The organism is Legionella parisiensis (assembly GCF_001467945.1).
Classification (GTDB): domain Bacteria; phylum Pseudomonadota; class Gammaproteobacteria; order Legionellales; family Legionellaceae; genus Legionella; species Legionella parisiensis.
In genome coordinates, this window is record NZ_LNYQ01000013.1 from 1189853 (window position 1) to 1209243 (window position 19391).

Genomic DNA, 19391 nt, shown 5'->3' on the forward strand with positions numbered 1-19391 from the left:
TAATGTTGATTTATGGCGTGAAAACCGCTACACACGATTGTTTTTTATTGAAAATCAATTGATTAAAGTGGATGTAGAGCAAAAAAATGAGCAAGAAATTTTAGTATCAACCAACCAAACAATTAGTCCCAAAATAAAAAAAGAGTTACTTCGATTATTAGAAAAGATGTTTGGTCTGAACTGCAACTTAATCGATTTTTATCGCATTGCAGAACAAGATCCTCATTTAGCTCCTATAGTAAGGCAATTTAAAGGTCTGAAACCACCACGATTTCCAAGTATTTTTGAAGCACTTGTGAATGCAATTTCCTGTCAGCAATTATCACTTGACGCAGGATTACAAGTTCAAAACCGCTTTATTCAATATGTTGGAAAAAATATCCATAATGCTGATGAAACATTTTATGCATTCCCTATACCCAAAGATGTAGCAAACTGCTCCATTTTGGAATTAAAAAAATTAGGCTATAGCACCAATAAATGCGAAACACTTATTGAGTTATCGTCTAGAATTAGTTCTGATGAAACCTTGTTTCATCATTTAGAAGATAAGACGAACAATGAGATTATCGCATTTTTATGCCAATTTAAGGGAATTGGGCGATGGTCTGCAGAATATATTTTGTTACGTGGACTAGGAAAAATTGACATGTTTCCAGGAGATGATGTAGGTGCGTCAAACAATTTACAAAACTTATTGCAGATTAAAACAAAATTAGATTACAGGCAGATTTCACAGATTACCCAAAAATGGTACCCCTATGCCGGATTGATTTATTTTCATTTATTGCTACAGAAACTAAAAGCTAAGGGATTGTTTGATATCTGAACTTTGGATAGGAGAATGCATTCATGAAAAAAGAGTTTAAAATAGGCGATCATGTTGAATGGAACTCAGAAGCAGGAAGGGTAAGAGGAACAATTAAAAAAATAATTACTTCTGAAATTAAATTTAAAAATTATACCGTTCATGCATCAAAAGAAGAGCCGCAATATTTGATTCAAAGCGACAAAACAGATCATATGGCCATGCATAAAGGATCAGCGCTTCAGAAGATAAAAGACTAATTTATCTTGGCTACTTTTTTTTCAAATCTCTAAAATTCAAGATGAATTTCTCAGTTAGATTCTAAATCTTATCGTCACAAAATCATCTATATCCAACGTTCATAACATAATCGCGTAATAGTGAGCTCTCAAACTCTGCTTTTTCCATAAGAACCAAAAGAGCATCGCGTGCGTTAATTACCCCTAACGGTTTGAAATTCTCGTCCACGATAGGGACATGCAAAAGATTTTGTTCTTTCATAGTCGTCCATACATCTCGCAACAAATCGGTTGGACGGCAGCAAATCACATCTTTAGTCATCACCGTCGCAACAGAGACGGTACAACCACAACCCTGGCAAACTGCCATCATGCGAACAACATCCGTTCGAGTAATGATACCAACCATTGTTCCATCCTTGTCGCAAATCACGACAAGATTGATGTGTCGACCATCAAGAAATTTAGCAGCCTCTAATAAAGGAGCATCGTCTCTAATGGTTATAAGACGTTTCTGCGCTACAGGGACTATTTCCTCTACAAATGCTTCTGAAAATGGCATATTTTCACCTTTCTGTAATTATTGATGACGTCTTTACCCTTTACAAGCAATGCATAGTAATATACTGATAATTATAGTCTATTGAATAAAAATAAAATAAATAAATTCGTCATACAAAATAAAATTGTAAATTACAAACGGATAGGCGATAGACACACTCGTTATTCGAAGCAACCATAACTTTTAATTATGCACATTCTTTTCTTGCATACTGAGTCAGTTATTCGCACAAATAATTAACTATAATATATATCTAGCTTCTAAAATTTTATCATGCAAAATTTTTCGATAAGGATATCGCCATGTTGCAAATCAAAAGATGGATAAATTGGATCATAAGTCCCAAGTTGGAAAGAAATCAGGCGATTATAAATGAGTCTTCAGAGGAATCCTTTCCAGCAAGCGACCCACCCTCTTGGGCAGCTGGAACACATGACCTAAAACATCATAGAACCTCATCAAACCTTGTTCTAACCCATGAATTCCACAAAAGCATACAACAAATCCTTTCAGTCAACGGAAATGAATATCATTACTACAGCTTGAAGGAGGCAGAACAGGGAGGATTGAAGGATTTATCTAAACTGCCCTTCACTTTAAAAATCCTATTGGAAAATTTACTTCGTCATTTAGATGGACACACCGTTACAGTAGATGATCTCAAAGCAATTATTGAGTGGTTAAAATTAAAATCGTCCGATCATGAAATAGCTTATCGTCCTGCACGTGTCTTAATGCAGGATTTTACTGGTGTTCCAGCTATTGTCGATCTCGCTGCAATGAGAGCTGCTATTAAAAAGCTTGGTGGAAACTCAGAACAAATTAATCCACTTTCTCCTGTTGATCTGATTATTGATCACTCCATACAGGTTGATGAGTTCCTTACTCCAAATGCGTTTACAGTCAATGCACAGATGGAAATGGAAAGAAATCATGAGCGATATGAATTTTTACGGTGGGGACAAAAAGCATTTAAAAATTTCCGCGTTGTACCGCCTGATACCGGAATATGTCACCAGATTAACTTAGAATACTTGGCTAAAACGGTTTGGACACAGCAAATCAACGGAAAAATATATGCCTACCCTGATACGTTAGTAGGTACAGACAGTCATACAACCATGATTAACGGTCTTGGGGTACTTGGGTGGGGAGTCGGGGGTATTGAAGCAGAAGCGGCTATGTTAGGACAGCCCATTTCATTGCTCATTCCCGAAGTCATTGGGGTAAAATTGGTAGGACAGTTACAGGAGGGAATTACAGCAACTGATTTAGTGCTTTCTATCACCCATCTTTTGCGTGAAAAAGGGGTCGTTGGTAAATTTGTTGAATACTTTGGTGATGGGCTACGTTATTTATCCATTGCGGATAGAGCAACGATTGGTAATATGTCACCTGAATATGGTGCTACATGTGGCTTTTTTCCTATTGATGAAATATCCCTTGATTATTTACGTTTAAGTGGACGAGAGGAACAAGACATTGCTCTTGTTGAAGCTTATGCGAAAACTCAAGGACTATGGCATGATCCTCATCTTGAGCCTGTTTATACCGACATAGTGACACTGGATTTGTCCTCGATTAAAGCGTGTATTGCTGGCCCCAAACGCCCACAAGATCGCGTTGAATTGTCCAGTCTTACGAGTACTTTTAATCAATTCTTAACAGAAAATAACCGTACTGAAGAAAAGGAAAAATCGTTTATTACCGATTCAAATTTTGAAATGCATCATGGAGATGTAGTTATTGCTGCAATTACCAGTTGTACCAATACATCTAATCCCAATGTGCTTGTTGCAGCAGGATTGTTAGCAAAAAAAGCGGTGGAAAAAGGAATAACACGAAAACCGTGGGTCAAAACCTCATTTGCGCCAGACTCTCAAGTAGTCACTCGCTATTTGGAGGAAACTAACTTACAAAAATATCTTAATGAACTAGGATTCACATTGGTAGGTTATGGGTGTACCACGTGTATTGGAAATTCCGGACCACTTCTCGAATCTGTAGAAAAAACTGTTATTGAACATGATTTGATTGTTTCAGCGGTACTTTCAGGTAATCGTAATTTTGAGGGACGTATTCATCCGCTTGTTAAAGCAAATTGGCTTGCTTCACCACCGCTTGTTGTGGCCTTTGCACTTGCAGGGACCACATTGATTGATTTGACAAAAGACCCACTTGGAAAAGATGCATCAGGAAATCCTGTTTATTTAAAAGATATATGGCCAACAAATGCTGAAATTGCATGTGAAGTAGCAAAAATAAGCAGAAACATGTTTCATGACACTTATGCACATATATTTGAAGGAACAGATGAATGGCGTGCGATGAAAATTTCCAAATCAGACACTTATGCCTGGCCTGTGAATTCAACCTACATTCAACACCCACCCTATTTTGATGAAATGAATGTGAACCCCGAAAAAATTAAAGAAATAAAAGGAGCTCGAATTTTAGCACTCTTTGGGGACAGTATTACTACCGATCATATTTCACCTGCAGGCTCCATTAAGCCGGACAGCCCTGCAGGAAAATACCTACAATCCAAAGGAGTCTCAATCAAAGATTTTAATTCTTATGGATCGCGTCGCGGAAATCATGAAGTCATGATGCGAGGAACATTTGCTAATATCCGTATTAGAAATGAAATGACCCCTGATGTTGAAGGAGGTTTTACAAAACACATTCCCAGTAATGAAATCCTACCCATATATGATGCAGCAATGCGTTATAAAAAGGAGCGCACCGCATTGGTTATCATTGCAGGGAAAGAATATGGAACAGGCTCTTCTCGAGATTGGGCGGCAAAAGGGCCAAAGCTTCAAGGTGTGGTAGCCGTCATTGCAGAAAGTTTTGAACGAATCCATCGTTCAAATTTGATAGGGATGGGAATTCTACCTTTAGAGTTTCCTGAAGGGGTTACCCGTAAAACACTGCAAATTACAGGCTCTGAACTCATTGATATTGTAGGTCTTACTCATGAGATGAAACCACGTATGCAAGTAAAAGTTATTATCCATAAAGAAGATAAGACTCAAAATGAGATTCATCTAATCTTGCGAATTGATACTTTAAATGAATTAGATTACTACAAAAATGGCGGAATTTTACACTATGTACTAAGAGGAATGTTAAAAACTTAAATTAATAAGCCGTGCCATCTCCCAGGGGCAGAGACAATGAATACTCATGTGAAACGAATTTATGAGGAATCAAATAAATCAGATGGGTTTCGAATTCTTGTGGACAGACTTTGGTCTCGTGGCATTAAAAAAAGTGACGCTCAGATTGATCTGTGGTTAAAAGACATTGCACCTAGTGATTCTTTACGTACATGGTTTAATCATGATCCAAATAAGTGGATTGAATTTCAAAAACGCTATGCAGAGGAATTAACTGAGAAACAAGAAGAAATCGATGTTATTTTAAAAGAAGCCAAAAATAAAAATGTAACTTTATTGTATGGTTCTAAGGAAACTCGGCACAACAATGCAGTGGCGTTATTAACTATACTATTAGCGAAAACTTGATTGTCTCATGAAGAGTAACAAACAATAATAAGAAAATGCATGTTAGAGCTTATTTGCAGAAGAATTTTCTGAATACTAAATCATATTTATAGAAAAGGAGAGCATTATGGGAAATCATTTAGCTTCTATTCACTGGCAACGTAATGGACAAGACTTTAATTATGAAACCTATGATCGTACCTACACAATCAAATTTAGCGGTGGAGAAAACATTCAGGCTTCAAATCCAAAGGACTACTTTGGTAAATCAGAATTGCCTAATCCTGAGGAATTGCTCGTGTCAGCCTTATCGGGTTGTTATATGCAAACATTTCTGGCAGTAGCTTGCAAAAATGGTTATATCATTGATAGTTATCTCGATGAAGCGATTGGCATAACGAATAAAAATGATCGTGGAAAAATTAGCGTTACAGAAATTACATTGCATCCCAAAATTAAATTTGGTGGATCTAAACTTCCTGACGATGATACCGTAAATAAAATGCGTGAAAAAGCCCATGAAAATTGTTTTATTTCGAATTCAATTAATAGTCACGTTAACATCGAGATAACAACCAGCTAGCACCCCCTTATGGAAAATTAATGCGTATGTTTTTAGCCTGGATTGGTGGCAACAAAATTAAGGAAAAAAAATGACTAGAGTTTTGTTTATTACTGGAGGCAGCAGAGGAATAGGACGGGAAATTGCTTTAAAATTTGCAACAGAAAAGGCATGTATTGTAATTGCAGCGAAAACCACACAACCTCATCCAACACTTGAGGGAACTATTTACTCTGTGGCAAAGGAAATTGAAAATCTTGGTGGACAAGCACTTCCTTTAATGGTTGATGTTAGGGATGAAGAGCAGATCCAAAATGCTATAAATATAACCATAGAAACTTTTGGAAAACTCGACGTTTTAATAAATAATGCAAGTGCAATTAGTTTAACAGATACTCTTAATACGCCTATGAAGCGTTATGATTTGATGCAAGAAGTTAATGCACGTGCAACTTATGCTTGCTCTCAGGCGGCAATTCCGCATTTAATAAAAAGCACTAATCCGCATATTTTGACTTTGTCTCCGCCATTGAATATGGATAAAAAATGGTTTGCTCCTCATTTAGCTTATACTATGAGTAAATACGGTATGAGTATGTGTACTTTAGGGCTTTCTGAAGAGTTAAAAAAAGCAGGAATTGCTGTTAATTCCTTGTGGCCCAGGACAACCATAGCGACAGACGCCATTCGAGTTCATTTTCCTAACGAAATATATATGGCAAGTCGAAAACCGCAGATCATTGCTGATGCAGCTCATTGGATACTAACTCAACCGTCAAAATTGGTGACAGGTAATTTTTTTATAGATGAAGAGGTATTAATACAGAGTGGTGTAACTGATTTTTCAGCTTATGCTATGGATCCAAAAGCAGAACTTTATACTGATTTATTCTTATGATGCTTATTCTCAAGCATCACTAAAGAGTATTATTAATATTACATTTATTGAACAGAATGATCCCTGAACTTAACTCATCATTTTCCGAAATCTTAAACTTCTGGTTTGCTCCAGAATCAAAACGATATTGGTTTGCTAAAAACAAAAAATTTGATAACTTAATTAAAGATAAGTTTTTAATAACCTATCAAGATGCTTGTTCTGATAAACTAGATTTCTGGAAAAAAACGCCGGATGGAATGTTAAGTCTCATTATAATATTCGATCAATTTTCGCGTAACTTTTTTAGAGGATCTCCACAGGCTTTTGCAACTGACCTTAAAGCTTTAAATTTAGCAAAACGAGCAATTGAACAGAGCATGGATAAAAAATTGTCCACTGATGAAAAAAGACATTTTATGTACATGCCTTTCATGCATAGCGAAAACATCGCTGACCAAGAATTATCTTTAAGATTATTTAATCATGCAAAATCCGCGACTCAGCATTACAACATTATAAAAAAGTTTGGCAGATTCCCCCATAGGAACAAAGTGTTGAATCGCTCCTCAACATATGAAGAGATATTATTTCTTGCAAAACCTTATTCATCATTTTAAAAACGGGATAATCCCATTCACCAGCTATTTCGAATTACCCCAGGTTCTCAACCGACTGCTTGAGATCGATAGTTCTTACTTCATCAAGGTGGCTAATGGCTGCTAATTCACACGCGGCCCGCAGCGCGGAGCCACAGCGTCGCGCTCGTACCGCCACCGGTCGAAACCGGCCACGAATTAATGCAAAATCAACACCAAGACCAGAAGAGTCAGAAATAACCAAAGGATACAATGAGACATCACCGCGTATATGATGATCGTAATAGGTGATAACTCTAGGTAATTTATCTTCGTCAAACAGTGGCAATGGATAAAACGTCCGATCCGGCCTGCAATATTCATTAATCACATGAACAGGAAGATCACGCTGGGCTACCCCTACCGCCATCCAGGCCTTTTTTCTCTCATCCCAACTCCAGTGGGCAAATCCCTGAATATATTGTTCCAATGCTGTTTTGAGTGGAGTAAAGTCAAAATGCTTTGTACAATACTGCATAACATATGGGGCTCCATCAACTGGTGTAATCTGTTGGCTGTACTTCAATCCATCCTTCTCTATCGCCTTGCAGCGTTTTAACAGTTCTGACTTTGTATCCTTGTCCATATATTGTTCCAGCATCCGGCACATGTGTCTATCCTTTGCCCAATAGGCATACTCATAAGCAGTACATACAAATGTTCGATCTGAATAATCGGTGAATGTTTCTTGTGCTAACAACAGATTTTCATAGTTGCCATTTTTTTGTACTGGTATATTCAATAGGCGCTCGGCTTCTTCCTGTTCGCCTCTTGCAACGCAATGCAAAAAATGTGACCGACTAAGTTTGGATGCATTCAACTGTAATTTTTTATCGTCCTGTTTATCGCCTGATTTTTTCATGGCTCATCCTTTAGGAAACTATTTATTAACTTAGAGACCATCTGATAGTTAGGTTTAAATTTAGTATAGACTGAGTATCAAGTTGTTAAGTAAACCACTCTATATTTTACTGAAAAGATAATGTGCTAAGCTCATTACCTCTTCGTGGTCCTCTTTGAGACGATGTCTTATGCTCATTGCAGTAGGGATATTCATGAGTTGACTCACCAAACGCTCACTCAATTCATTTAAAACGCTCTGTTGGCATAACCCCGAAGAAAGTTTTTTCAACGCCTGCTCCAACTCTTTTTGTGCTAAATGGTGCATTTGGTTACGATAATCACAAATCAGATTTTTGGCTTTAAGGGCTCGCTGTTTCTGAATATATAGGTTTAATTCATCTTCTATCAATTGTTCTGCATGTAATGCGGCTTGATGTCGTTCATCCATTCCTTTTTCGATTATGACTTGCAAATCATCAATATTATAGAGATAAACTGGTGCTAATTCGTTAATCTGAGGCTCAATATCACGAGGAACTGCTAAATCTAAAAAGAACATGGGTGCATCATTTCTTTGCGACAAAGCTTCTTCTACCAGCCTTTTATTAATAAAAGGGATGGGACAGGTTGTGGCAGAAACAATTACATCTGCTTGTGGCAGAAAATGTGATAGATCATGAAGTGCAATGGCTTTTCCATTAAAATCTTTGGCAAGCTTTTGGGCATGTTCTATTGTTCTACTTGCGATTAGAAAACGATGAACACCTTGTTGATGTAAATATTTTGTAACTAAGGAGGCTGTCTCACCCGAGCCAATCAAAAGGACATTGAGCGATTTGTAGTCTTTAAAAAACCTACCGATTAATTGAACTGCGGCATAGGCAATGGAAACAGGGTTTATACCTATCCCACTTTGAGTGCGCACACGTTTTGAAGCACTAAAAATAGTTTCAAAAATAGGACGTAGTTTGGTTTTAATTGCTCCAAAGTTGCATGCCTGTTGATAAGCCTGTTTCATTTGCCCCAAAATTTGAGGTTCACCAATCATCATGGAATCCAAGCCACTCGCAACGCGTAGGGTATGTTTTATTCCCTGGTCATTTTGATGCAGGTATAAAAAAGGGGCTAAGGATTCAACAGGCAATTGATGTGTTTGGGCAAGCCAGGAAGAAAGGACTCGTGGATTATGGGTATCGCAGTAGATTTCTGTGCGATTACAGGTAGATAAAATTGCCGCTTCATTAATATCAGGAAGACTCAATAGGCTATGGAGCAAAAAATCTTGGATAGTCGAAGATGAGGCAACTTTTTCACGCACATTAATTGGCGCTGTTTTATGATTTAATCCGCAAACAACAAACATCATCTTATTACGTTATTTGGAGAATCACACCTGCAACTTTTCATGATTTCCCTACCATGCCAAACTGTAATGATTTTCCGATTAATGAAGCTTTTTGTATCATGTCATTGGCTGCCTCAGAGGGTAGGTGCTTTACTGCTTCTTGCTTAAATAAATCGAGCCAACGACTAAAATGTGCCTCATAAATAGGAGTTTTTTGCCCAATGAGCACATGTTTTTCATACGCATTGCCATGGTATTCATGGGTTTTTAACATAATACTGTTCCAAAATTGAGAAAGCAGTTTGATGTGTTGATCCCAATTAACTTGTGCCATGTCGTTAAATATGGGACCGAGCAATTCATCTTTTTGTACCCTGAGATAAAAATGCTTTACCAGTTTCTCAATATGTTTTTTAGTCAATTCGCTCATCACAAACACCTGCATTTAAATCTCAAGACGATGGGGCACCTGTTATTTTCTGAAATTTTTTGGATTAAAAATAGCCTACACATTGATGCTTTAAAATATCTGCAAAAACCTCCATTAATGATAGCCAACATCAGCCCGAACTTTTCCACGAAATACCCAATAGGACCAAGCGGTATACATAAGAATTACAGGCAATAAAAACATCGTTCCCACAATTAAGAACGTTTGGGTTTCCGGAGGGGATGCTGCTTGCCATAAAGTATATTGATGCGGAATAATCATGGGGAACAAGCTAATACCAATCCCAATGTAGGAAATAAAAAATAATCCAACCCCACCAATAAAAGAGCCAATTTCAGAGTTATTGTTTAACATCCGCCATTCAAAGACGGCAAGGAGAAGGGTGATAACCGGTATAGGTGACAAATAAGCCATATTGGGCCAAGAAAACCAGCGATGCGCGATGTCCGCATCCATCAGTGGCGTCCAAAGAGTTACAATAATAATTGCTGCAAGTACGCCTAAGAAACACCAGCGTCCTTGCCGACGTGCAGTTTGTTGCAAATCACCTTCCGTTTTAAGAATCAACCACCCTGCACCCAACAAACCATAACCAAAGACGAGTGCAACACCGGTAAATACAGAGAACCAGGTGAAGCAATCAAAAGAACTGCCCACAAAATGACGCCCATCGACTTTAAAACCCTGAATAAATGCCCCAAGCACGACTCCTTGAGCAAACGTTGCAATCATTGAGCCGTAACAAAACGCATGATCCCAAAAGGTCACATGAGCTGCGTCTCTGAAACGAAATTCAAAGGCAACACCACGAAAAGCCAAGGCCAACAACATGACTAAAATGGGAAAATAAACAGCTGGAATAATAATGGCGAAGGCCAGTGGAAAAGCGGCAAGTAAGCCAAGACCACCAAACACCAACCATGTTTCATTGCCATCCCAAATAGGTGCAATAGAATTCATAATTAAATTACGGGTTTTTGTGTCTGGAGCCAGGCCATAAAGCATGCCCACGCCTAAATCAAAACCATCAAGCAAAACATAGAAAAACACTGCCGCAGCAAGAAGGACAGTCCATAAAGGAACAAAATCAATTATCATCATTGGTGCTCCGTGAAAGTAATAGGACTTGCATGTTGACCACCTTCTATAGGTAATTCAATGCCTTCTGGTTCAGCAAATCCTTTGCGAACAATTCGTGCCATTAAAAAGGCACCGACAGGAAATATAATAAGGTAAACAACTATGTAACCAAGAAGAGAAAGAAGAACATCACTACCTGCCAGTGAAGGAGTAACCGAATCAGAGGTGCGCAGCAACCCATAAACGGTCCATGGTTGGCGACCTACCTCCGTGGTTGCCCAACCTGCAAGTACTGCAAGAAAACCAAGAGGAGCCGCAAACTGACAGGTACGTAAAAACCAAGGAGTATCATACAAACGATGACGTATTCGTAACCATAAACTAATGGCAATCAAGACAAGCATTATAATGCCTAGACCCACCATAATACGAAATGAAAAGAATGGGATTGCGACTGGAGGGCGCTCGTTAGCCGGCCATTGTTTTAGTCCTGGGACCTCTCCATTGAGTTCATGCGTCAGAATAAGGCTCCCCAACAATGGAATTTCAATCACCGCATGATTCATTTCGTTCTTTTCATCAGGAAGAGCAAACAAAATAAGCGGAGCCCGTTTTTCTGGTTCCCAATGTGCTTCGATTGCTGCAAGCTTTGCCGGTTGATATTTCAGTGTGTTTAATCCGTGTAGATCGCCTAAGACGATTTGCAACGGTACAAGAAGCGTTAAAAGCCAGAATGTCATTGAAAGCATCACGCGACTTTCGGATACAAATTTATTTCTACGAATAAAATAAGCAGCCACAGAAATGACGACCAAAGCGGTAGTGATGTAAAAGCCCGTGACATTATGCAAAATACGGTAGGGAAATGAGGGATTAAAAATAATACTCCACCAATCTGCCGGAAAGAAACGCCCATCCACAATTTTATAACCTGCTGGAGTCTGCATCCAACTGTTCGCTGCCAGAATCCAAAATGAGGAGATGAGTGTACCGGATGCGACCATCAATGCAGCCCCAAAATGAGCCCAACGAGGAACCAATTTACGACCGAATAAAAGCACTCCTAGAAACGCTGCTTCAAGAAAAAATGCGGTAAGCCCTTCATAGGCAAACAGTGGTGAGAGGACATTCGCCGTGGAATCTGCATAACGACTCCAATTGGTACCAAACTGAAAGGGCATGACAATGCCTGACACAATCCCCATTCCAAAAGAAATGGCAAAAATTTTCGTCCAAAAGGTTGAAATACGAAAATAAATTTCGCGCTTTGTTATAAAATGAACGCCTTCAAGTAAGGCAATATAAGAAGCAAGTCCTACAGTGAACGCGGGCAATAGAATATGAAGGCCAATAACCCATGCAAATTGCAGACGTGACAAAATAAGTGGATCAAGATGCATGGTTTTGTCTCCTTATGAATCTCTTAAGCACCAAACTACATTCATAATACAAAAGTTGTATTTAAAATACAACTTATAGCCACAAGTTGTGTATCGCTTTTAAAATAAAGAAATCTAAGAGTACTCGATGAGGTTCCAAGTACACATAATTCATCTCAAAATGAATACTATTAAATTTATACTATTTCTTATTGATGATATTATATCTTATTATAAAACAATAACTTGTTTCGCTCTATTGTCAAACAGATAGAACAATTTGAGTCATTTGGGTTGGGTATAACGAATTATTTTGTTATAAAAATAAAATAACACGCTCATGCAAAAATAATACAGGCACCAAGGGAAGAAATTTAATGAGTCAATGCGATGCAAGCAATGGAACGCCTAATAACCAAACCGATCCTGTTTCAAATGTTTTAAAATGGATTCTCTTAATCACAGCAATAATCTGTTTCACCATTATCATTTGGGGTACAGTGAAAACCTATCAATTGGCTCCTCCCCTACCCCAAAAATTTATATCTTCTTCGGGACAAATCATCATGACAAAAGAAGATATTGTCGCAGGTAAAGCAGGATTTCAGCGTGCTGATCTTATGGATTATGGGAGCCTTTATGGGATGGGTTCTTATTTTGGGGAAGATTACACTGCAAAATATCTGGTGCGTCTGGGTAGGCTTACCGAAGAAAACATAGCGCAACAGCGTTTTGGAAAGAAGCCCTTTGCGAATTTATCTGAAGGAGATCAGTATGTAGTTCGTAAAACAATGCAACATGAGCTCCAACAAATAGATCTTAGTCATCAAACGAGTATCTTATCTCAACCTCTTACAGAAGCCATACAACAGATACGTACTGAAATCTCACAAACGTTACTCAATCATGATGCTGAAGCAGGTTGGACCAAAGCATACAGCCTGGATGAGCAAAGTGCGTTACAAACGGCAGATTTTCTTATCTATTCATCGCTGACGACCATTGCTCGTAGACCTGGCCAAAACAGTTCCTATACGAACAATTGGCCTTATGAACCCACCATGGGTAATAGTCCAACACCTCATACTTTTTACTGGACCTGGGTCTCGTTTTGTTTTGTCTTTTTAGGTTTTGGTGCAGTGCTCTATATTTATCATCGTTATCTTAGTGCGCCGGACAATGCACCTAAAACACCCTTATTTTTGGACTTTGAGCCATTGACTCCAAGCCAGCGTAAAGTAGGACAATATTTTGTAATTGTGGCACTTATCCTTCTCGTCCAGATTGCGGTTGGTGCACTTCTTGCGCATTATTATGTAAAGCGCACTGACTTTTATGGAGTTCATCTTAATAATTTTTTACCCTTCAATTTCTTACGTGATGTACACATTCAGACACCAATCGTTTGGATTGCTCTTTCATGGATCAGTGCTGCTGTTTTTATTGTGCCTCTGATTTCTAAAAAAGAGGCGAAAAGACAAGGCTTTTATGTGGAACTCTTATTTTGGGTAACTTTGTTTATTGTTGGTGGAGCAATTATTGGCGATTATTTAGGGATTATGGGCTATGTGAATCAAGCCTGGTTTTGGATTGGCAATCAGGGTTTATCTTATCTCCAGTTGGGTCGATTATGGCAAATAGGATTTTGTTTAGGGCTTTTCCTGTGGAGTTTTATTGTGTTTCGCGGGATGTGGCCCACCTGGAATCACTTAAAAACAGCGACTGTTGAGTTTTGGACTGGACGAATCCATCTTGAGCATCTTTTTTGGGCAAGTACGTTAAATGTTGCAATACTCTATTGCTTTGGAATGATCCCATTAACCGGAATAGAAAAATCATTTACCATTACTGATTTTTGGCGCTGGTGGGTTGTTCATCTTTGGGTAGAACAATCATTCGAATTTTTTGCTGTATGCGCTACAGCCTATATTTTAATGGGAACTGGTCTTGTTTCTCGTCTTCTGGCGGAGCGAGCCATGCTCTTTGAAACCATTCTTATCTTTTTAGGTGGAGTCATTGGTACAGGACATCATTGGTATTGGACGGGTACACCTGACATATGGGTACCACTTGGTTCCATGTTTTCTTTTATTGAAGTCTTACCCTTAGCTCTTCTTATTATCGATGCGATTGAAGAGCGCCAACTCATCAAGCGCAGAGGAGATTATACCTACAATTTAGCTTATCTTTATATTTTTGGTGCATCCTTTTGGAATTTTGTTGGCGCAGGAGTATTCGGCGGAGGAACACTCAATGCACCACTCGTCAATTATTATGAACATGGAACGTTTTTAACCTTAAATCATGCTCATACTGCTTTGTTTGGTGCGTTTGGTCTGCTTGGTTTGGGATTGATTTATTTTTGTTTACGTTATGCTGCGGGTAATCGATTTCCATGGAGTGACCGTTTAGGTACTTGGGCATTTTGGTTCTATAACATAGGCCTAGTTCTTTGGATTGTGTTGAATTTCTTTCCTATCGGATGGGCACAATTGATGGATGTTTATGAGCATGGATTTGCCCATGCACGAAGTCTTGAATTTTATAATACAACGTTGTTGTGGCAATGGTTACGCCTCCCTGGAGATGTTGTTTTTGCACTGGGTGCCTTGTTTATGGCTTACGATTTTATTATAAAATTAAAACCTTTTTACCCAAAATTAGCACAAATTAAACGCACAGAGCCTCAATCTGCAAATGAGGCCTAAAAACAATAAACGAGCAATTAAAGTAACAGATAACAAAGTACGATGAAGACAAAAGAGCTATCAGCAAATAATTGCCAATACCTTAATCTCAGATGTCGTATTACAGAAAAACATCACTGTAAATTTTTGCTGAAGGGACTCCTGCAAGAAAAAGTCGTGTTTTTAACTTGTTGGCCGTCTCTTTAGGTCCACATACATACGCTTGAGTTTGATTCGGATCATTCAAGTGCGTCAATACCCTTTTTTCAATTGAAGCTTCGGGATAGCATCCTCTCTGACTTTGAAGTACACATGGATCATAATAAAAGTTAGGAAATAACAAAGACAATGTTTCAAGCTCTTCTTTGTAATAAATGTCCTCATCAACCAAACCTCCATGTACCAAGGTGATATTTCCTTCATGTTTTTGGCTTAATGCACTTTTGATAATTGCAATGAGCGGTGCCAATCCCGTTCCAGTTCCTGCTAATAAAAGATTAAACATAAGCTTATCTGGGTTGTAGTAATAACATTGTCCAAAAGGACCTCTAAGCGTAACTGACATGTCTTTTGTTGCTTTTTGCGAAAGCCACTGCCCCATAGCACCATGAGAATAAACCTTAATGTGCAACTCAATATATCCATCCTGATTAGGAATATTTGCAATTGAATAACTTCGCATGGTTCCCTCAGGATTAATAAGGGACAGGTATTGTCCTGGGATCCAAAGATCAAGATGCCCTACCTTAAGTTTCACTTGAATCACATTATGATTGAGTCGTTCTAGGCTTATGATTTGAGCATACACCTCGCACTCTGCTGCATCAGGTGAGGTCACATAAAGCGGTGCGACTGGTTTTGCAAGACAGGCAAGAAAATAACCCTGAGCTTTAAGCACTTCAGGTAATCCTTCTTGCCAAAGGGGGTTAACTTCACCCTCTTTAGCTTTAATCAAACACGATTGGCAAATTCCTGCCTGACAGGAGTTAGGGTAATCAACTCCATGTCGCAGGAAACACTGTAAAAGGTTTTCGTCAGGAGCCAAAGTGTACGACTGATGGTTGAATTCTACTGTATTCATGAGGCACGCCCCAAGACCTCATCGCGAACACTATTGGCAATGGCAGCAACTTTTTGAATGTCTTCATCATGAGCCCCCAGCTCTTTTAACGTTGCCCCTAAATGTTCAAGCACAATATCCACATGTGAATCGTTTAATCCGCGTTCCAATAAATGACGATGCCCTTCTTGCATGTTCTTTCCGGTGTAGTGATTGGGTCCACCAAAAACCATGGTTAAAAATCCTTTTTGTTTGAGAATTTGCTGCTCCATATCAATATCATCGAAAAAATAGTTTACTCTTTCATCCAGTAACATTTTGCGGTAGAAGATATCTACTGCAGTATTGACAGCATTTTGTCCGCCTAATCGGTCAAATAGCGACTCAAACATGGTATACTCCTATAAGATGTATTTTAAATGCATCTTATAGAAAGAAATAATAGGCGTCAATAAATTTAACAGGAATTTTTATGCAACTGACTCAATTTACCGATTACTCGCTACGCGCCTTAATTTATATTGCGCTAAGAAAAAACTCATGCACTATTAAAGACATTACTGAAGCTTACTCCATCTCCATCAACCACATGATCAAAATCATCCATAATTTAGCAAAACTTGGGCTGATTAAGACCATACGCGGCAAGAATGGCGGAATTCTAATGGCAGCTTCTCCTGAAACCATTAATTTGGGTGAGTTGATCATTAAACTTGAGCCACACTTTGATTTGGTTCCTTGTTTTAATAAAGAAAAAGCAAATTGCTGTATTGCCCCGGTATGCAAACTCAAGAGTATTTTACATGAAGCACAAAGCGCCTTTATCAGTGTTTTGGAACGCTACACTTTGTCAGATGTATTACACAATAAAAACGAGTTATTTGCTTTGCTGAGAATCAATCAATAAACAAAAAACCAGGATTGATTCAATCAAATAATTTTTTGAGCAAGCAGCAAACCAAATAAACCGGGTATTGGCCTACCTGACTCATCTTTTTTATGAAGATGGCCTACCGACTCTTTATACTCCAATACAGACCAACCACGATTCTGGTAAAAATGATAAAGTTCCTCGTGTTTTGGTAAAAAGGTAAATGAATTAGGTAATGAATAGAGTTCTGATTGAACAGGAAAAACCAAAAAATGATAACCATTCTTTGCTGTTGCCTCTTGCAACTCCGTTAGTAAGGAGGGGATACGCTCAGCATTTAAAAATTGCAGCGTTACTGTAGAGAACACAAAGTGATATTGTTTTTTTGTGAGAGTTAGAGGTTGATTTAAATCATGCAGCAAAGTGTCGACCTGGGTTAGATTTTCTTCTTGGGCAACCGTCTTAATGTTTTCTAATGCGGATTGATTGATATCAACTCCAGTAACAGGATAGCCAAGATTTGCAAAATACAACAGATTCCTCCCCGAACCACAACCCACATCAAGAATGTTGTGGTGTTTTTGATGTGATAAATAGGTTTGGTATGCATAGAATAGGTCGCCATGCAGTGCACCCATATGGTATTTCTTATTAAAATATCGATGCGGTTTACAATAAAACTGAAGATGTGCATTAAAATCTGCACTCACTGGAATGATTTTATGCCATGAAGCAGGAGGAATAGATAATTTGGGGTTGTTTTTATTGAGCCGTGTACGTGAAAGCTCATGTCCTTCCCCATCTAAAAAAGCAAAATCAATTTCGCCTTCATGAAGGGTCAGATGCGCCCAAGTCCCCTCTTTCGTACTGTGTTTTTCAAGAAAGAACTTGAGCTTGCCATGGGCATCAATGGGTATACTTTTGTAACAGATTAAATCATCATTTTGTGTGTTCATGACTATCCCTTATCAAATATTTTTCATTTCAGCATCTGTTAACGTTTCTTCGCGTCCATACGAGGCTACTCCGTTTTCAATGCCGTTAAAATGGCCTGCCCTTGAGCAAGCGTGTCAGCCAATTGATGATTCACATCTCGGTGCTCTTCCTCATCATGACGTACAGCCAATAGCACCTCACGTAATCGTGCATGCTCCTCCAAACCCCAATACTCTTTAGCCACTTGCGGGGCTGGGCAATTATCAATTGCACCCTTATCTAGCTCCTCGAGATAATGGGTATAACTAACCACCGCTTCTTCCTCAAGGTACCCCACAAAACGATGGGCTGTTTTAGAAGAAATAACATACATTATAAGATACAGTACTACAAATATGGCCTGTGCCGTAAAAATGATGAACCGCTCAAACCAATTGGGTTTCGCGATATACATAAAAGTGATTAAATGAACTCGTTCATTTTCTGCCTCATCCAGCAAGGTTTTAATCCATCCTTCATCGTTTTTAATTTTTCTTAAACATCGCAAATGCAATAAGGCAGCACCAACCATACCAGGAACAGCAGCCACAGTTTCTAGAACTATCGCGCGATTGCCGTATCGCTTTTGGAAAAAAGTATCTGCAAAAAAGCGAAAAAATTTAACCAGACCGAAGGCAATTTTATCACTTATTGTTTGAGCAGGTTTGTGAGTCATTAACATGGTAACGCTCCTTATGATGTAGGTTCCTACTTATTATATTAAAGGTGTATTTAAAATACAACTTTATATTGTGTTGATATAACCATGCTTTTTCAACTCTATTGCTATTCTCCTTTATAAAAGGCCTTTTGCTCCATCTTAAACTCGGTTTTTAATTTGAGAAAACAATAGAAAAATAAGGCCCATCCAATGGATAATCATGCACAAAAACCTATATAAAAGAGCTTTTAAACAATACAGGAACCCATGGTATGACATTCTAATTTCGACTCCCATTGAAAGGAGTAAAAACGCACTATAATGATCGTTTTTATCGCATACGGAATTATTATTTTGTTTCGTGTGCCAGAGAATTTCGCGAACATTACATGCAGCTTTGGCAAATTTTATTTTCGAAACCAACTCAATAACACTCTTGTAGTGTTTTATACTCCACAGTTATGTTTTTGATATTAACAAATGAAGTGTGTCACGATTTGTGGCATAACTGTGACAGTACTAGGCTGTTCTACGCTGTTCTAGGCAGTATTTTACGATTTTGATGCATTGCAAGGTATTGATTATTAAGGACTTTAAATGGTGAGCATTTGGCTTCGAACCAAGGTGTCGGGGGTTCGAGTCCCTCCGAGCGCGCCATTTAAAATCAAGAACTTCAGATTAGAATTCCCCGTCTTAAAACGATTCAAAAGGGCTTTCTTTATAAAAGAGTTACGAACTTAAGGAACAAGGAAGTAAACGGGCTCTTTCCCATTTAAGGGGGCAGCTATAATCACCCGCAGAGCACCTTAACACGCACCCTGTAATTTTCAAAATTCCTAAAACC

General features: G+C 38.5%; 19 protein-coding genes. 9 read left to right on the forward strand and 10 right to left on the reverse strand.

The genetic code is table 11. The features are described 5' to 3' along the window. Together Lpar_RS18550 and Lpar_RS11345 are read left to right on the forward strand one after the other, a co-directional pair. The coding region (locus Lpar_RS18550) for a DNA-3-methyladenine glycosylase family protein (protein WP_082650430.1) at positions 1–829 on the forward strand (829 nt) is incomplete at its 5' end. 23 nt (positions 830–852) lie between these two features. After that, on the forward strand, positions 853–1068 hold the full coding sequence (locus Lpar_RS11345) for a hypervirulence associated TUDOR domain-containing protein (protein WP_044012760.1): 216 nt from the start codon (positions 853–855) through the stop codon (positions 1066–1068). A gap of 82 nt (positions 1069–1150) precedes the next feature. Here the strand turns inward: Lpar_RS11345 and Lpar_RS11350 are convergent, their stop codons facing one another. After that, positions 1151–1609 carry a CBS domain-containing protein gene (locus tag Lpar_RS11350; RefSeq protein ID WP_058518042.1) on the reverse strand — a complete coding sequence of 153 codons (459 nt, stop codon included), beginning with the start codon at positions 1607–1609 and terminating at the stop codon, positions 1151–1153. A gap of 302 nt (positions 1610–1911) precedes the next feature. Between Lpar_RS11350 and acnA the strand changes: the two genes are divergently transcribed. From acnA to Lpar_RS11375, 5 genes are all read left to right on the forward strand, one after another. Continuing rightward, positions 1912–4752, forward strand: a complete 2841-nt coding sequence (gene acnA / locus Lpar_RS11355) for an aconitate hydratase AcnA (protein ID WP_082650376.1) — start codon at positions 1912–1914, stop codon at positions 4750–4752. Between the two features lie 36 nt (positions 4753–4788). Next, positions 4789–5139 (forward strand): DUF488 domain-containing protein, encoded by a 351-nt coding sequence (locus Lpar_RS11360; RefSeq protein WP_058518043.1) that lies wholly within the window; start codon positions 4789–4791, stop codon positions 5137–5139. Positions 5140–5245: 106 nt separating this feature from the next. Beyond that, complete coding sequence (locus Lpar_RS11365; RefSeq protein ID WP_058518044.1) at positions 5246–5701, forward strand: OsmC family protein; 456 nt, start codon at positions 5246–5248, stop codon at positions 5699–5701. Between the two features lie 70 nt (positions 5702–5771). Continuing rightward, positions 5772–6578, forward strand: coding sequence for an SDR family oxidoreductase (locus Lpar_RS11370; protein ID WP_058518045.1), 807 nt, complete (start codon positions 5772–5774; stop codon positions 6576–6578). 56 nt (positions 6579–6634) lie between these two features. Beyond that, positions 6635–7177, forward strand: a complete 543-nt coding sequence (locus Lpar_RS11375; protein WP_058518046.1) for a DUF924 family protein — start codon at positions 6635–6637, stop codon at positions 7175–7177. A gap of 34 nt (positions 7178–7211) precedes the next feature. Here Lpar_RS11375 and Lpar_RS11380 read toward each other — a convergent pair whose 3' ends face one another. From Lpar_RS11380 to Lpar_RS11400, 5 genes are all read right to left on the reverse strand, one after another. After that, positions 7212–8057 (reverse strand): hypothetical protein, encoded by an 846-nt coding sequence (locus Lpar_RS11380; RefSeq protein WP_058518047.1) that lies wholly within the window; start codon positions 8055–8057, stop codon positions 7212–7214. Positions 8058–8156: 99 nt separating this feature from the next. Beyond that, complete coding sequence (gene hemA, locus Lpar_RS11385) at positions 8157–9404, reverse strand: glutamyl-tRNA reductase (RefSeq protein ID WP_058518048.1); 1248 nt, start codon at positions 9402–9404, stop codon at positions 8157–8159. Positions 9405–9441: 37 nt separating this feature from the next. Next, complete coding sequence (locus tag Lpar_RS11390) at positions 9442–9813, reverse strand: group III truncated hemoglobin (RefSeq protein ID WP_058518049.1); 372 nt, start codon at positions 9811–9813, stop codon at positions 9442–9444. Between the two features lie 114 nt (positions 9814–9927). Then, positions 9928–10935, reverse strand: a complete 1008-nt coding sequence (gene cydB / locus Lpar_RS11395; protein WP_082650377.1) for a cytochrome d ubiquinol oxidase subunit II — start codon at positions 10933–10935, stop codon at positions 9928–9930. After that, positions 10932–12314 (reverse strand): cytochrome ubiquinol oxidase subunit I, encoded by a 1383-nt coding sequence (locus Lpar_RS11400; protein ID WP_058518050.1) that lies wholly within the window; start codon positions 12312–12314, stop codon positions 10932–10934. Before Lpar_RS11400 ends, cydB begins: the two co-directional genes overlap by 4 nt. A gap of 356 nt (positions 12315–12670) precedes the next feature. Between Lpar_RS11400 and Lpar_RS11405 the strand changes: the two genes are divergently transcribed. Then, on the forward strand, positions 12671–15001 hold the full coding sequence (locus Lpar_RS11405; RefSeq protein WP_058518051.1) for a nitric-oxide reductase large subunit: 2331 nt from the start codon (positions 12671–12673) through the stop codon (positions 14999–15001). 100 nt (positions 15002–15101) lie between these two features. Here Lpar_RS11405 and Lpar_RS11410 read toward each other — a convergent pair whose 3' ends face one another. Continuing rightward, on the reverse strand, positions 15102–16061 hold the full coding sequence (locus Lpar_RS11410; RefSeq protein ID WP_058518052.1) for an FAD-binding oxidoreductase: 960 nt from the start codon (positions 16059–16061) through the stop codon (positions 15102–15104). After that, on the reverse strand, positions 16058–16432 hold the full coding sequence (locus Lpar_RS11415; RefSeq protein ID WP_058518053.1) for a group I truncated hemoglobin: 375 nt from the start codon (positions 16430–16432) through the stop codon (positions 16058–16060). The genes Lpar_RS11410 and Lpar_RS11415 overlap by 4 nt, the downstream gene beginning before the upstream one ends. 80 nt (positions 16433–16512) lie before the next feature. Between Lpar_RS11415 and Lpar_RS11420 the strand changes: the two genes are divergently transcribed. Beyond that, positions 16513–16947: an Rrf2 family transcriptional regulator gene (locus Lpar_RS11420; RefSeq protein WP_058518054.1), complete on the forward strand. Its 435-nt coding sequence runs from the start codon at positions 16513–16515 to the stop codon at positions 16945–16947. A gap of 23 nt (positions 16948–16970) precedes the next feature. On the opposite strand, the gene tehB is transcribed toward Lpar_RS11420, so the two are convergent. Next, positions 16971–17867 (reverse strand): SAM-dependent methyltransferase TehB, encoded by an 897-nt coding sequence (gene tehB, locus Lpar_RS11425; RefSeq protein WP_058518055.1) that lies wholly within the window; start codon positions 17865–17867, stop codon positions 16971–16973. Positions 17868–17932: 65 nt separating this feature from the next. Then, on the reverse strand, positions 17933–18568 hold the full coding sequence (locus Lpar_RS11430) for an alternative oxidase (RefSeq protein ID WP_058518056.1): 636 nt from the start codon (positions 18566–18568) through the stop codon (positions 17933–17935). Positions 18569–19391 lie beyond the last annotated feature (823 nt).